This is a genomic window from Halomonas kalidii, from assembly GCF_030010475.1.
GTDB classification, from domain to species: domain Bacteria; phylum Pseudomonadota; class Gammaproteobacteria; order Pseudomonadales; family Halomonadaceae; genus Halomonas; species Halomonas heilongjiangensis.
On the sequence record NZ_JASCQN010000016.1, the window covers coordinates 26,185 to 39,865 of the forward strand.

Annotated in this window: 16 protein-coding genes; 7 read left to right on the top strand and 9 right to left on the bottom strand. The window is 68.1% G+C overall.

The features are described 5' to 3' along the window. Window positions 1-42: 42 nt before the first annotated feature. The gene (locus QLQ85_RS02940; RefSeq protein ID WP_282737623.1) at window positions 43-990 is read right to left on the bottom strand and encodes a cobyrinic acid a,c-diamide synthase; all 948 of its coding nucleotides are present in this window, start codon (window positions 988-990) and stop codon (window positions 43-45) included. A gap of 211 nt (window positions 991-1,201) precedes the next feature. On the opposite strand from QLQ85_RS02940, the gene QLQ85_RS02945 reads away from it, so the two are divergent. The 4 genes from QLQ85_RS02945 to QLQ85_RS02960 all read left to right on the top strand — a co-directional run bounded on the left by QLQ85_RS02945 (window position 1,202) and on the right by QLQ85_RS02960 (window position 3,637). Beyond that, window positions 1,202-2,197, top strand: coding sequence for an LLM class flavin-dependent oxidoreductase (locus QLQ85_RS02945; protein ID WP_282737624.1), 996 nt, complete (start codon window positions 1,202-1,204; stop codon window positions 2,195-2,197). A 103-nt stretch (window positions 2,198-2,300) separates the two neighbouring features. Continuing rightward, window positions 2,301-2,705 carry a hypothetical protein gene (locus QLQ85_RS02950; protein ID WP_282737625.1) on the top strand — a complete coding sequence of 135 codons (405 nt, stop codon included), beginning with the start codon at window positions 2,301-2,303 and terminating at the stop codon, window positions 2,703-2,705. Between the two features lie 234 nt (window positions 2,706-2,939). Further along, window positions 2,940-3,218 (top strand): hypothetical protein, encoded by a 279-nt coding sequence (locus QLQ85_RS02955; RefSeq protein ID WP_282737626.1) that lies wholly within the window; start codon window positions 2,940-2,942, stop codon window positions 3,216-3,218. Between the two features lie 8 nt (window positions 3,219-3,226). After that, window positions 3,227-3,637, top strand: a complete 411-nt coding sequence (locus QLQ85_RS02960; protein ID WP_282737627.1) for a c-type cytochrome — start codon at window positions 3,227-3,229, stop codon at window positions 3,635-3,637. Window positions 3,638-3,643: 6 nt separating this feature from the next. Here the strand turns inward: QLQ85_RS02960 and QLQ85_RS02965 are convergent, their stop codons facing one another. The 8 genes from QLQ85_RS02965 to QLQ85_RS03000 form a co-directional block, all read right to left on the bottom strand. After that, window positions 3,644-4,453, bottom strand: a complete 810-nt coding sequence (locus QLQ85_RS02965; protein ID WP_326521366.1) for an ABC transporter permease — start codon at window positions 4,451-4,453, stop codon at window positions 3,644-3,646. Further along, window positions 4,444-5,238: an ABC transporter ATP-binding protein gene (locus QLQ85_RS02970; RefSeq protein ID WP_282737628.1), complete on the bottom strand. Its 795-nt coding sequence runs from the start codon at window positions 5,236-5,238 to the stop codon at window positions 4,444-4,446. The genes QLQ85_RS02965 and QLQ85_RS02970 overlap by 10 nt, the downstream gene beginning before the upstream one ends. Continuing rightward, window positions 5,235-6,233 (bottom strand): PQQ-dependent catabolism-associated beta-propeller protein, encoded by a 999-nt coding sequence (locus QLQ85_RS02975; protein ID WP_282737629.1) that lies wholly within the window; start codon window positions 6,231-6,233, stop codon window positions 5,235-5,237. Before QLQ85_RS02975 ends, QLQ85_RS02970 begins: the two co-directional genes overlap by 4 nt. Continuing rightward, the gene (locus QLQ85_RS02980) at window positions 6,221-7,423 is read right to left on the bottom strand and encodes an ABC transporter substrate-binding protein (protein WP_282737630.1); all 1,203 of its coding nucleotides are present in this window, start codon (window positions 7,421-7,423) and stop codon (window positions 6,221-6,223) included. The genes QLQ85_RS02975 and QLQ85_RS02980 overlap by 13 nt, the downstream gene beginning before the upstream one ends. A gap of 95 nt (window positions 7,424-7,518) precedes the next feature. Continuing rightward, window positions 7,519-8,157 carry a hypothetical protein gene (locus tag QLQ85_RS02985; protein WP_282737631.1) on the bottom strand — a complete coding sequence of 213 codons (639 nt, stop codon included), beginning with the start codon at window positions 8,155-8,157 and terminating at the stop codon, window positions 7,519-7,521. Beyond that, window positions 8,154-9,005, bottom strand: a complete 852-nt coding sequence (locus QLQ85_RS02990; RefSeq protein WP_282737632.1) for a quinoprotein dehydrogenase-associated putative ABC transporter substrate-binding protein — start codon at window positions 9,003-9,005, stop codon at window positions 8,154-8,156. Before QLQ85_RS02990 ends, QLQ85_RS02985 begins: the two co-directional genes overlap by 4 nt. Before the next feature lie 39 nt (window positions 9,006-9,044). Beyond that, entirely contained in the window at window positions 9,045-9,596 is a 552-nt protein-coding gene (locus QLQ85_RS02995) for a c-type cytochrome (RefSeq protein ID WP_282737633.1), read from the bottom strand. 126 nt (window positions 9,597-9,722) lie between these two features. Further along, complete coding sequence (locus QLQ85_RS03000) at window positions 9,723-11,546, bottom strand: methanol/ethanol family PQQ-dependent dehydrogenase (RefSeq protein ID WP_282737634.1); 1,824 nt, start codon at window positions 11,544-11,546, stop codon at window positions 9,723-9,725. Between the two features lie 351 nt (window positions 11,547-11,897). On the opposite strand from QLQ85_RS03000, the gene pqqA reads away from it, so the two are divergent. The 3 genes from pqqA to pqqC form a co-directional block, all read left to right on the top strand. Then, complete coding sequence (pqqA, locus tag QLQ85_RS03005) at window positions 11,898-11,969, top strand: pyrroloquinoline quinone precursor peptide PqqA (RefSeq protein ID WP_081786101.1); 72 nt, start codon at window positions 11,898-11,900, stop codon at window positions 11,967-11,969. Window positions 11,970-12,058: 89 nt separating this feature from the next. Then, window positions 12,059-12,988 carry a pyrroloquinoline quinone biosynthesis protein PqqB gene (gene pqqB, locus QLQ85_RS03010; protein WP_282737635.1) on the top strand — a complete coding sequence of 310 codons (930 nt, stop codon included), beginning with the start codon at window positions 12,059-12,061 and terminating at the stop codon, window positions 12,986-12,988. 85 nt (window positions 12,989-13,073) lie between these two features. Continuing rightward, a partial coding sequence (pqqC, locus tag QLQ85_RS03015; RefSeq protein WP_282737636.1) for a pyrroloquinoline-quinone synthase PqqC occupies window positions 13,074-13,681 on the top strand: 608 nt, incomplete at its 3' end.

The following is a 13,681-nucleotide window of genomic DNA, read 5'->3' on the forward strand; positions in this document are numbered from 1 at the left end:
CCCCATTCCCTACAAGCTAGCAGAGCCCGTCGGCCTTTCCGACTAGCGAGGATCGCTGCGCCCGTAGCGCTCGGCCCGGCCGATGAAGCGCCGCAACTCCTCCAGCGCCCGGTCGGCGGCGACCGAGGCCTGGGGCCGCCCGGTCTCGATGCGCGCCAGGGCCACCGCGGTGTCGTCGAGCAGGGTCAGCGCTGATTCGTTGCGTGCCGTGAGCCGGGCCAGGCGGCGCTCGGTGCCCTCGAGCAATTCCAGGCGGCGCTCGAGGGCGGTGCGCTCCTCGGCGGACAGCCGCTGCCCCTCCCGCTCCAGGCGACGGCGCACGAAATCACCGTCCACGCCCATCACACCGCTGGCCTGGGAGGCCATCGAGGTCAGGTTGTCCACCGCGCCCAGGCACACCTCGGTGACCAGGGTCCGGGCACGCTCGAAGGCCAGTTCGCCATGCTCGAACCGGGCCGCCAGGACGTCCAGCACATGACGGTAGCGGCTGTAGAGGCGGTCGGCCTGAATGGCCAGGTCGGGGCGCCTGACATCGAGCAACCCTTGCTTGGCACGGCACAGGGCCAGCACCATCTCGTCGGCATCGACGGGCGGCCGGGCCGGATCGAGCACGGCCACCCCGGCCTCGCGGGCCTCGCGCTCCTGTTCGGCCCGTCGCCGTGACGCCTCGGCCTCGAGCCGCGCCTCGAGGCGCTGTCGATGTCGATGGGCACGCCAGCGGCGCCAGCGGCGCTCGAGGGGGATCTCCACGGCGATCGCCACCAGCCCCGCCAGCCAGCCCTCCAGGCTCGGCCCGAAGCCTCCCCACAACGAGGTCAGCCACAGCAGGATGCTGAGGAAGGGGACCAGCAGGCCATAGCGGAACAAGACCTGCCAGCGACCGGAACTCTCGGTGGGCACCGCCAGCCGCGGGTTCGCCAATCCCACCAGACACCATGGCAGGCAGGTGACGAAGAGCCCATAGGCGAACCCCTGTAGAAACCCCAGCATAGGCCTGACTACCCGGTGACCAATATCAGAATATCCTGAGTGTAAGGGGGCTTGCGGCCCCGCGCGACCCCCTCTGGATCGGGATCGTGATGCCCGGTGACGGGCCGGAAATCACCGGGTTTTCTCTCCTCGCCCAAAATTGCATTGGCACATGGCCGCCCCATGCCGCCAGAATAGCAAGCAAGCTAACCAACCTTTCGAGTGCCGCGACATGTCACGACTCGCCAAGACGCCCCTCTCCGTGCTCGACCTGGCCCCGATTCGCCAGGGCGGCACCATCGCCGACAGCTTCCGCGAGAGCGTCGACCTGGCCCGCCTGACCGAACGGCTCGGCTTCACCCGCTACTGGCTGGCCGAGCACCACAGCCTCGACGGCATCGCCAGCGCCGCCACCGCCGTGCTGATCGGCCACCTGGCCGGCGCCACCTCGCGCATCCGCGTCGGCAGCGGTGGCATCATGCTGCCCAACCACCCGCCACTGGTGGTGGCCGAGCAGTTCGGCACCCTGGAGACCCTCTACCCCGGACGCATCGACCTGGGCCTGGGCCGTGCCCCGGGCTCCGACGCCGCCACCATGGCGGCCATGCGCCGCGATCCCCACGCCGGTGTCGACGACTTCCCCGAGCGACTGGCCGAGCTGCAGGGGTTCCTCGGCGAGGCGCAACCCGGGCAGCGTGTCCGCGCGGTACCCGGCCAGGGCACCGAGGTGCCGATCTGGCTGCTCGGTTCCAGCGGCTACAGCGCCCAGCTGGCGGCCCGGGAAGGGCTGCCGTTCGCCTTCGCCGCCCAGTTCGCCCCGGGCTACCTGCACGAGGCCCTACGACTCTATCGCGACAACTTCCGGCCCTCCGCGGTGCTCGACAGGCCCCACGCCATGGTCGGCCTGCCGGTGATCGCCGCCGCAAGCGACGAACGGGCCGAGTGGCTTGCCTCGACGGCCCGGCAGAAGTTTCTCGGCATGGTGCGCGGCAAGCGGACACGCTCGCTGCCGCCGGTCGAGCGGCTGGACTGGACGCCCATGGAGCGGGGCCAGGTGGAACAGTTCCTGGGCGCGGCGATCATCGGCGGCCCCGAGACCGTACGTGCGGGACTGGAGCAGTTCCTCGAACGCACCGGGGCCGACGAGCTGATGCTCAACACCGATGTCTATGCCGCCGGGGACCGCCTGAGAAGCTACGAGATCGTCGCCGAGGCATGGCACTCGTGACCCCTCCGCCTCCCGGTACCCGACCGGCCAGGAACGATTACCCCCGGGCGGCCTCCAAGGGGCAGCCATTCAAGGAGCCCGACTCCACCACAGGGAGATCCCGATGTCCGATCCACACGACCCCCGCCACAACGCCGCCTGGCAGGCCGCCCGGCAGTGGCGGGAACGCGCCCGCCAGACCCGCCCCGGCGGCCCCCTGGACGGCCTGAAGCTGCTGCTCACCTGGCTGCTGTTCGGCGTCATGATGATCGTCGCCATGGCGCTGGGGCTGCTCTTCCTGCTGCTCGGCTGGGCCATGCTGCCGATCCTGCGCTACCGCATGAAGAAGCGCATGGAGCGCATGCGCGCCGAACAGGCCGAGGATATCGGCACCGGCTTCCACTACCGCGAGACCCGTTACCGGGAGAGTCACGGCGATGATGGCAGCTACCGCGAGCAGCGGGTGCTGGAGGGCGACTACGAACTCAAGGACGAGGCAGCGCAAGACGACAAGACCAGGAAAGAATGACCCGCACGGGTCGCAAGGCGTGTTGCGTCGGGGTGCTTCATCATGGTGATGGCAGGAGGTGCGCCATATCACGGCAAGACGGTGGCAAAACCCCGCGAAGTGCCATAACTTGAAGGCTGTCATTCCACTACGGCTCCGGAGACAACAACAATGCCCAGACTTCGGATAGGGCCGGCCGGCCTCCTGCGTCAGGCCGCCCTTTTCCTTCTGCTGACAGGGCTGGCAGTGCCGGTCATGGCCAACGATTACCCCACCGAGGCGCGCGTGGACTACGTGCTGGGTTGCATGGCATCCAATGGCAACAGCTACCTGACCATGCAGAAGTGCTCGTGCAGCATCGACGTGATCGCCGAGCACCTCTCCTTCGAGGAGTACGAGCAGGTCGAGACGGTGCTCAGCATGCAGGATCAGCGCGGCGAACTGGGCGTGCTGTTCCGCACCGAACGCGGCATGCAGGATCAACTGCGGGCCCTGCGCCAGGCCCAGGCCGACGCCAACCTGCGCTGCTTCTGACCTCGCCCGTGCCAAGACGCCTCCTCGACACCGCCTGGCCCACTCCGGCCTGGCTGCCGCTCGTCGCCACGCTGGTCGCTGCTCCGGCCATGGCCGATGCCGAGCGCGCCCAGGGCGAGCGCCTGTTCCGCGCCCAGTGCGTGGGCTGCCACAGCCTGGCCCCCGGCGAGCACCTGGCCGGCCCCAGCCTGCACGGCCTGATCGGGCGCCCGGCCGGCAGCGTCGAGGACTTCGACTACTCCCCGGCGCTGCGCGAGGCCGAACTGACCTGGACCGCCGAGACCCTCGACGCCTTCCTGGCCGGCCCGGACGACTACCTGCCCGGCATCCGCATGGTCTTCTGGGGGCTCGACGAACGCTCGCGCCGGCGCATCATCCACTTCCTCGAGTCCCTCGACCCCGAGGCCACCGAACCCTGAGCGCCCTCAGTCGCCGCCGCCTCCCTTGCGCGCCATCATGCCTCGCGAGGGGTTGTAGCCCAGGATCGCCAGGCCCAGCAGCACCAGGGTCACCACCACGCTGATCAGGATCGCCTCCAGGTTGACGCGCTCGTAGAGCGCGAAGCGGATCATCTCCACCGCCTGGGTGAAAGGGTTGAGCGCGGCGATCTGGTAGACCAGGTAACTGCCCTCGCGGATGCGCCACAGCGGATAGAGCGCCGAGGAGAGGAAGAACATCGGGAAGATCACGAAGTTCATGATCCCGGCGAAGTTCTCCAGCTGACGCACGAAGGTCGATAGCAGCAGGCCCAGGGAGCCGACCATGAAGCCGGTGACCACCAGTGTCGGCAGGATCCACAGGTAGCCGAGCGGCGGCGCCTGGATGCCGTACCACCAGGCGATGGCCAGGAAGACGTAGACCTGCACCACCGACACCAGGGTGCTGGCCAGCAGCTTGCACACCAGCAGGTACCAGCGCGGGAAGGGACTGACCAGCAGCACCCGCATGCTGCCCATCTCGCGGTCGTAGACCATGGAGAGCGAGCTCTGCATGCCGTTGAACAGCTGGATCATCCCCACCAGCCCCGGCACGATGTAGACCTCGTAGAGGATGTAGGTCTGGTAGGGCTCGGTCATCGCCACGCCCAGGGCCATGCGAAAGCCAGCGGCGAACACGAACAACCACACCAGCGGGCGCACCAGGGCGGCCAGGAAGCGGCTGCGCTGGTGCAGGAAGCGCAGCAGCTCGCGGCTGACCACGCCGCGCAGGCAGTGCAGCCAGGGCATCAGGGGCATGGTGCCTCCTCTTCCCCCACCAGGCGGTCGAAGGCCTCGCCCAGGGTGTCGACGCCGAGCCTGGCGACCAGTTCCTCGGCCCGGCCATCCGCCCGCAGCCGGCCGCGGTGCAGCACCAGGACGCGATCCGCCGGGCGGACCTCGTCGATCAGGTGCGTGGCCCAGAGTACCGCCACCCCCTCCTCGGCACACAGCCGGTGGGCATGCTCGACCAGGTCGCGGCGGGAGCCGACGTCGAGTCCCACGGTGGGTTCGTCGAGCAGCAGCAGGCGCGGCTCGTGGAGCAGCCCCCGGGCGATCTCCACCCGCCGCCGCTGGCCGCCGGAGAGCTGCCGCACCCGCGTGCGCCGCTGCTCGGCGAGCCCCACCCGCGCCAGCTGGGCCTCGGCCCGCGCCCGCGCCTGCCGAGGCGCCATGCCGTGCAGGGCGCCATGATAGGCCAGGTTCTGCGCCACGCTGAGGTCCAGGTCCAGGGTCGGCTGCTGGAACACCACCCCGATGCGGGCATGGGCCTGCACCGCCTGACGGCGCACGTCGAAGCCACCGATGCGAATCTCGCCCCGGCGGCGGTCGTGGAGACGGGTGATCAACGAGAACAGCGTGGTCTTACCGGCACCGTTGGGCCCCAGCAGCACCGCGAACTCCCCGGCCGGAATGGCCAGCGAGACCGCCTCCAGCACCGGCGTGTCGCCGTAGGCGAAGCTCAGGTCGCTGACCTGCAGGGCGAGATCGCCCTCCTCGTTCCGGGAGAGGGCGCCGCTTTCGGAGGCACGGGGTCCACTCACGGCTCGACGATCACCCCCCAGGGGAAGCGCCCCACCGGGATCGACTTGACCGCCCGCAGGCCGTCGACCTCGATCACGGTGACGTCGCCGCTGACCCCATTGGTGGTGTAGAGCCGGCTCTCGTCGGCGTTGAGCGCCAGGTGCCAGACCCGCTGGCCGACCAGGATGTAGTCGAGCACCTCATAGGTCTGCTGGTCGATCACCGCCACCCGGTTGGAAGGCCCCAGGGCCACGAAGGCGTAGCGGCCATCGGACGTGAGTACCACGCCCACTGCCTGGACGGTTTCCCGTGGCACGCCCGGCACGTCGAAGCGAATGGTGTGCTTGACGTCGAAGGTCTCCTCCATGTCGAGGATCGTCACCATGCCGGCGATCTCCGACGAGACCCAGGCCTCGCGGCCGTCATGGGTGAACTCGGCGTGCCGCGGTCGTGCCCCCACCAGGCGGTGGTGGACCGCCTCCATGGCCTCGGCATCGATGATATGCGCCATGTTGGAGGTCTCGGTGGTGGCGATCAGCCAGCGGCCGTCGGGGCTGATCCCGAGCCCCTCGGGCTCGACGCCCACCGGTATCTCGGTCACCACGGTGCGGGCCTCGTAGTCGAGCACCGAGACGATGTTGTCGTCCTCGTTGGAGACGTAGATATAGGGCCGGTCGGGATCGACGCGGATCACCTCCGGGTCTTCGCCGGAGGACTGGCTGCGCACCACCTGCAGGGTCTCGAGATCGATCATGTCGATGGCCTCGTCGTCGCCCACCGCCACGAACAGTTCGCTGCCGTCGCTGCTGAAGGCCATGGCACGGGGGCGGCGACCGACGCTGATGGTCTCCACCACCTCCAGGGAGTCGCCGTCGATCACCGAGACGGTGTTGTCCTTCTCGTTGGAGACGAAGATGCGCTCGGCCTGGGCGGCCAGCGGCCATATCAGCAGGATGCCCAGCGTCAGTCCCAGGGTGGCATGCCTGCTGGTCGTGAGTTGGCTCAGAAACGGCATGGCGATTCCCCCTCGTCGGCGCCGAGCGAGTCCAGCGGCGTGCGCGGATGCAGGTAGCCCTCCTGGGGCGAGACCGACGCCACCATGCGTGGGCCGGTGACCAGGATCGGCTGGCGAAGCTGGTGGTTCCAGGTGCGGTAGCTGACCGGAAGCCCCAGATAGCCGGCGAGCTCGAACTCCTCGCCGAGCATATAGTCGAGCACCTCGTCGCGTGCCACCGAGCCGGTACGCGCCGTCGACTCCCCCAGGGAGCGCACCGCCAGCCAGGCAGCGAAGTCGCGGGGCGTCATCCAGCGATCGGCGAGCTTCTCGAAGCGCCGCTGCAGCTGCACCGCCCCCCAGGACTCGTGGGCCCGGTGCCAGGCGGTGGCGACCAACCCCTGGGTGCCCACCACCGGACGCGGCGCCGAGGTCTGGTAGGGGAAATATTCGCCGAAGTAGTCGGTCTCGTCGGCGATCACCAGCACGTCATGCTCGGGCAGGTCCTGCACGAACACCGGGATCTCGCGCTGGATGGCATGGAAACCGCCCTCGGCGCGGCGTGCCATGGGGTCGTGGGGCCACATCCGCTCCTCCACCACACGGTGGCCATAGCGTTCCGCCGCGGCCTTCAGGGTCTCGGCAAGGATCCGGTCCTCGTCGGTGTTGCCGTAGACCAGCGCCCAGCGCTCCCACTGCTTGTAGCCGAGGAACTGGGCCAGGGCATCGGCCAGCATCCGCCGGCTCGGGGTGGTGTGGTAGAGGTTGGGATGGCAGGACTCGCCGCGCAGGACGTCGTCCGGTGCCCCGGCGTTGAACACCACCCGGTCGCCCAGCGCCGGGTGGGCCATCACCTCGAGCAGCGCCTCGGCGGGCAGGCCGCTGACGATCCAATCGGCACCCTGGGCGATCAGGCCCTGCAGCGCCTCGCCGACGTCGTCGCCCTGGGCGACTTCCGCCTCGTGGAGCACGAACTCCTGGTCGAGGAACTGGGCCGTGGCGTTGTTGTCGCTGACCCCCAGCCGAGCGCCCTGGAGTCCCTCGTCGTCGAGCACCGGGTCGAGCACCGAGAGCGGCTCCCGGTCGTCGGGCCGCTCCATGCCCAGGTAGCCCAGGGTGATGGTCGCCGGGGTGTCGGCCGTCAGGGTCGTCGACCAGCCCAGGCCGGCGACGACCCCCCCTGCCACCAGCCAGCGCAGGGTAGGTGACATGATCCTCATGCGTGCTCCTCAGGCAGCCGGCGCCGCCGCTGTCGTTGTCGTTGTCGTTGTCGTTGTCAATCGCGTGGGGGCATTCGCGATGGTGGTCAGGGCATGCGCTCCATGATCACCCGGACCATCTGGCCGAGTTTCTCCTCCAGCAGAGCGGGCTGCTCGCACATCGCCGGCAGCGCCTGCTGGCGTCTCTCGAAGGTGCGCTCCTCCCAGAACAGCGTCTCGGAAAGCCCTTCGATCTCGGCCTCGTCGGCCTGCTCGTCGGCGCGTCGCTCCTCGAGTTCGTCGACCATCGCCGAGATGTCATCGAGTCTCGCCATCTGGGCGCGGGAGGCGCGCCGGATACCGTCGATGGCCCGTCGCCGTTCGCGGTCGGTGAGCTCGAAGAGGCCGGCGAACAGCAGCGTCAGCCGCTCCTCGGCCTCGCCATCGTCCACCGAGGCGACGAAGTCGCGGACCCGCTCCAGGGCCTCGTCGCCAGGGGTCGAGCGGTCGGTGGCGAAGCGCGCCACCCGGCCGACCTCCTCGTCCTCCCACCAGTCCCGCTCCAGCTCATCCAGCGACGGGCCGGTCCAGATGGTGCCCCAGGCCAGTTCGGGTATCAGCCGCTGCACGCAGGGCCAGTCGGGTGGCCCCGCCGCCGCTCGCTGGGCCTCGACCCGGGCCACGCCACCCAGCGCCAGGGCCGCGCCCAGCCCGAGCACCACCAGACTCGAACGCAGGGAGGTCATGACGCGCCTCCTGCATCCGACGGCTCGGGAGTGAGCAACTGGCCGCGTCGATCGAGCAGCGGCACGCCATACTCCACGAGGATCGCGTGGATCTCGTCCTGGCGGCGGTCGATGAAGTCGTTGATCCAGTCCTTCCAGTGGGGCTCCCCCTGGCGAATGCCCATGGTGATACGGTAGTCCAGCCTGGCACCGGAGTCGTCGTCGACCAGCGGTACGACCCGCAGCGGGGGATCCTGGCGTGCCGCGTAGTAGCCGGCCAGCGGCCCCCACAGCACGGCGCCCTCGGTGTTGCCGGCCACCACGTCCTCGATGGCATCGCGTACCGGGGCCCGCACCCGGGTGTCGACCATCAGCGGGTAACTCTTGACGGTGGCACCGGCCCGGCGCAGTGCCACCAGCGGCGGCGTTTCCGTGACCACGCCGATGCGCCGCTCCCGCAGCGCCGGATCGGTGAGGCTGGTGGCATCGAGGTCGGACGCCTCGGGCACCACCAGGGAATAGACCGAGCGGTAGACCTCGTTGGTGTTCTGCACGAACCCGTAGCCGGCCACGACGCCGATCATCACGTCGCAGACGCGCAGTTCCAGGGTGTTGCGCACGAAGCCCATGACCTGGGGTGCCCAGACGTAGACGAGCGGGACCCCCAGTTCCTCGGCCATCAACTCGGCGATGCGGTTCTCGAACCCTTCGCCGGCCTCGTTGCTGAAGGGAAGGTTGTTGCCGTCGGCACAGACCCGTAGTGCCTCGCGGTCCTGACGTTCCGGTGGTTCGGCAAGCGTCATGCCATTTCCGCCCCCCAGGACCAGGGCGACCAGCAGCGGCAATAGCCGGGTGACTCCTCTTCTCATGCGTCCTCCGATACCGGGAAGAGAAGAAAGGTGACGGGGCTAGCCGTCGGCTTTCTCATCATGGACGGCTTCGTCGGTCTCCGCCTCCTCTTGTGGCGCTTCGGCCTCCTCCTGTGGCGCTTCGGCCTCTTCCTGCATCGACTCGATGATCTTCGGGCGGCCACGGCCCAGGCCTCCCTCGCCGCGGGCACGCATATAGCTGAAGATGTTCTCCATATTGGCCAGCACGAAGGGGTCGTCGGCGAAGGAAGGCATCACCTGGCCCGGCTGGACCTCACGGCCGGCGGCGATGGTGCCGGCGAAATCCGCCCAGCCGCGACGCTCGGCGGCGCGGATCAGGCTGGGCGCGAAGGAGGACCCCAGGCCATCGGGCCCATGACAGGCCATGCAGACCCGGGTGTAGGCGATATAGCCCTCGTAGGTGTTGGGATCGACCCTGCCGTCCTCGACGACGAAGGCTCCCGGTGCTTCCCCGGTGACACGGTGCTCGTCGGCCACGGTCGGTGAAGTGAAACCGGCCAGGGGCAAGCCCAGGCCAAACACGGCCGTCAGGATGAGGGTCCGGCCCGACATTCCGTTGAATACCGTCATGCAGCGCTTCCTTCTCGGTACGACCGGGGCCGCCCGGCACACCCTGGCCGGGCGGCCCCTGGGTAAGGATGGGAGAGGCGAGTCACGGTCCGTCGTCCGTGACTCGCCAGCGGGGCGTGATGGCACTCAATCCGGCAGCGCGAAGACCGTCAGCACCCCACCGAGCATGGTGTAGTCACCGAGGGCGGAGAAGGCACTCACCGCCCCCAGGCCCTCCTCGGGATCCTCGAGGCCTGCCGCCAGGCCGATGCCGGCCCAGCCACCGACCCCGGAGAGCACGGCCACGTACTGCTTGCCTTCGTGCTGGAAGGTGTTGACGTTGCCGATGATCCCGGAGGGGGTCTTGAAGCGCCACAGCTCCTCGCCGGTCTCGATGTCCACGGCCTTCACGTGGCCCTCGAGGGTGCCGTAGAAGGCCAGGTCACCGGCCGTGGCCAGGGCACCGCTCCACACCGCGAAGCGCTCGTCGATCTCCCAGACGGTCTCGCCGGCCACCGGATCCCAGGCAATGAAGCTGCCCATGCGACCTTCCATGTCACCCTCCTGGGTCGGTGCGGGCATCATGGTCAGGGTGGCGCCCACATAGGGCTGCCCGGCGACATACTCGGCCTCGAAGGGCTCGTAGTTCATGCAGATCCGGTTGATGCCGGCATAGATCAGGCCGGTCTTCGGCGAGTAGGCACTCGGCTGCATGTTCTTGGCGCCCATGGCGGTCGGGCAGATGTCGGTGGTATTGACGCCGACGCCCTGGCGGTAGGTGCTGTACTCCTCGTTGACGTTGGGACGGCCGGTTTCCATGTCGTAGTCGTCCGCCCAGTTGGTCTCCGGCGCGAACTTCTCGGCCACCAGCAATTCACCGCTCTCGCGGTCGAGCAGGAAGCCGAAACCGGTGCGATCGATGATCGCCAGGCCCTTGCGCTGCTCGCCGTTCATCTCGACGTCGATCAGCTGGTTCTCGTTAACGCCGTCGTAGTCCCACTCGTCGAAGGGCACCTTCTGGTAGACCCACTTGACCGAACCGTCGTTGGGATCCCGGGCGAAGACGGTGATCGCCCACTTGTTGTCGGCGGGCTCGCCGTCCTTGGTGCGTTGCTCCGGGTTCCAGGTCCCCGGGTTGCCGGTGCCGTAGTAGATCAGGTCGAGGTCCGGGTCGTAGGTGATCCAGCCCCAGGGAGCCCCACCGCCGCGCTCCCACTCGCCTTCGGGCCAGGTGCTCTGGCCCAGGTCGGCCTCGCCGATCGGCTCGCCCAGCATGGTGGTGGTTTCCGGGTCGATCAGCACCTCGTCGTCCGATCCGGTCGAATAGCCTCGCCAGACCTGTTCACCAGTCTCGACGTCATAGGCGGTCATATGGCCACGAATGCCATACTCGCCACCGCTGATGCCGACGATGACCTTGTCATGCACCACCAGCGGCGACATGGTGTTGGTCTCGCCGACGGTGTGGTCGCCGTTGCTGACATCCCACAGCAGCTCGCCGGTCTCGGCGTCCAGGGCGATCAGGGTGTTGTCGGCCTGGCCGAGGAACAGGCGCCCGTCGGCATAGGCCAGCCCGCGGTTGACGGTGTCGCAACACATCACCGGGATGACGCGGGAATCCTGATCGGGTTCGTAGCTCCACACCACCCGGCCTTCGTCCTCCAGGTCGAGGGCGAATACCTTGTTGGGGAAGGGGGTATGGATATAGAGGCGACCATCGCCCACATAGAGGGGACCACCCTCGTGGCCGCGCAGGACGCCGGTGGAGAATTGCCACATCGATCGCAACTCACCCACGTTGTCGCGATTGATCTGGTCCAGTTCGCTGTAACGGTTGCCCTGATAGTTGCCCAGTTGCGTGGCCCAGTATTCAGGGTTCTGTTGCAGGTCGAGTTGATTCTGGTTGGCATGAGCCAAGGATGCGGCCATCAACCCGGCGGCCGTCATCGCAAAACCGATCTCCCGAAGCATGGCGTTCTCTCCGTCGCACTGAAAGGTGTGCCGCGGGGTACGGCACGTCCCGTTTTGGTTGTTATCCGGTTTCAGGCAGTGACACTGGAAGGTCTAGCACAACTTTCGGGGGCTACAGCGTGGCCGAGGGGAATTCGGCATGCGTATATGGTCAAAAGACTTTTGCGCTAGAGCAACAATCCCGACAGATCCCTGCCGTCATGGCATCCCGGCATGCCTCATGGGGCCCGATCGCGCCAGAACACCCCCCTTGCGGCCCAGCATTAGACTTTCGTAGCAAGGTAGATCCCGTGGCGCATGCTTAACTGTTAGTGCACGTCAGACATCCACCCGCATCGTGGAGGTAACCCCATGTGGACCAAACCCGCCTATACCGATCTGCGTCTAGGCTTCGAGGTGACCCTGTACATTTCCAACCGTTGACATCACCGGTGACGACGCAGTACCTGACGGGCTGACGTTCCCTATTCGGAGCGTCAGCCTTTCGTTTTCTGGTGGACCGGGAGAGACGCATGCACGTACTGGTGCTCGGCGCCGCCGCCGGGGGTGGTTTTCCCCAGTGGAACTGCAACTGCTGGCTATGCCGCGGCGTTCGACAGGGCAGCGTCGAGGCCTCGCCACGCACCCAGTCGTCGATCGCCATCAGCAGCGATGGCGATCGCTGGCTGTTGTGCAACGCCTCGCCGGACATTCGCACCCAGCTCGCCGCCACCCCCGAGCTGCACCCCCGGCGGGTGCCACGGGACAGCGGCATCGGCGGCGTGCTGCTGGTAGACGGCCAGATCGACCATGCCACCGGCCTGCTATCGCTGCGCGAGGGCTGCCCCTTCGATGTCTGGTGCACCCCCAATGTGCATCGGGACCTGAGCAGCGGCTTCCCCCTGTTTCGCATGCTCGAGCACTGGCAGGGCGGGCCGACCTGGCACCCCATTCCGATCGATGACGACCACCGGGAAGCCAGCTTCGAGGTGCCCGCCTGCCCCGGGCTGACCTTCACCGCCGTGGCATTGACCAGCAACGCCCCGCCCTACTCGCCCCGCCGCGGCGCACCGACCCCTGGCGACAATATCGGCCTGCTGATCGAGGATCGACGCCGCGGCACACGCCTCTTCTATGCCCCGGGGCTGGGCGAGCTCGACGACCGGGTGCGAGGCTTTCTGTCCCGGGCCGACTGCGTGCTGGTCGACGGTACCCTGTGGCACGACGACGAACTGATTCGCGCCGGCGTCGGCCGGGCCACCGGCCGCGACATGGGCCATCTGGCGCTGTCCGGCGAGCAAGGCCTGCTGGCCGAGCTGGCCGCCCTGCCGGCGACCACCCGGCGGGTGCTGATCCATATCAACAACACCAACCCCATCCTCGACGAGCGCTCGGCAGAGCGCGCCAGCCTGACCGAGGCCGGGGTCGAGGTGTCCTTCGACGGCATGCGCCTGGAAGTGTGAACGCGTGGGAACGACCGTCGTCTCACCCCTAGGGAGCGGCTGGCTGGATAACGCAAAAAGGACCATATAAAAGAAGGAGACCCACATGGTACGTATCGCCTCACCGCCGGCGAGTTCGCAGGGCGAGGCCATGAGCCCCGAGGCCTTCCGCGAGGCGCTGATGGCCAAGGGCGACTACTACCATATCCATCACCCCTACCAGGTCGACATGGCCGAGGGGCGCGCCACGCCCGAACAGATCCGTGGCTGGGTGGCCAACCGCTTCTACTACCAGGTGATGATTCCGCAGAAGGACGCCGCGCTGCTGGCCAACTGCCCCGACGCCGCCACCCGTCGGCGCTGGATCCAGCGGCTGCTCGACCACGACGGCCACGACGACGACGCCGGCGGCATCGAGGCCTGGCTGGCGCTGGGCGAGGCGGTGGGCCTGACCCGCGACGAGCTGTGGTCCCAGGAGCATGTGCTGCCGGGGGTGCGCTTTGCGGTGGACGCCTACGTCAACTTCGTGCGCCGTGCCAGTTGGCAGGAGGGGGCGATCTCCTCGTTGACCGAGCTGTTCGCCCCGAAGGCCCACCAGAGCCGGCTCGACACCTGGCCGATCCACTATCCATGGATCGACGAGGCCGGTTACGGCTACTTCCGCAAGCGGCTCAAGGAGGCGCGCCGCGACGTCGAGCACGGCCTGGAGGTGGC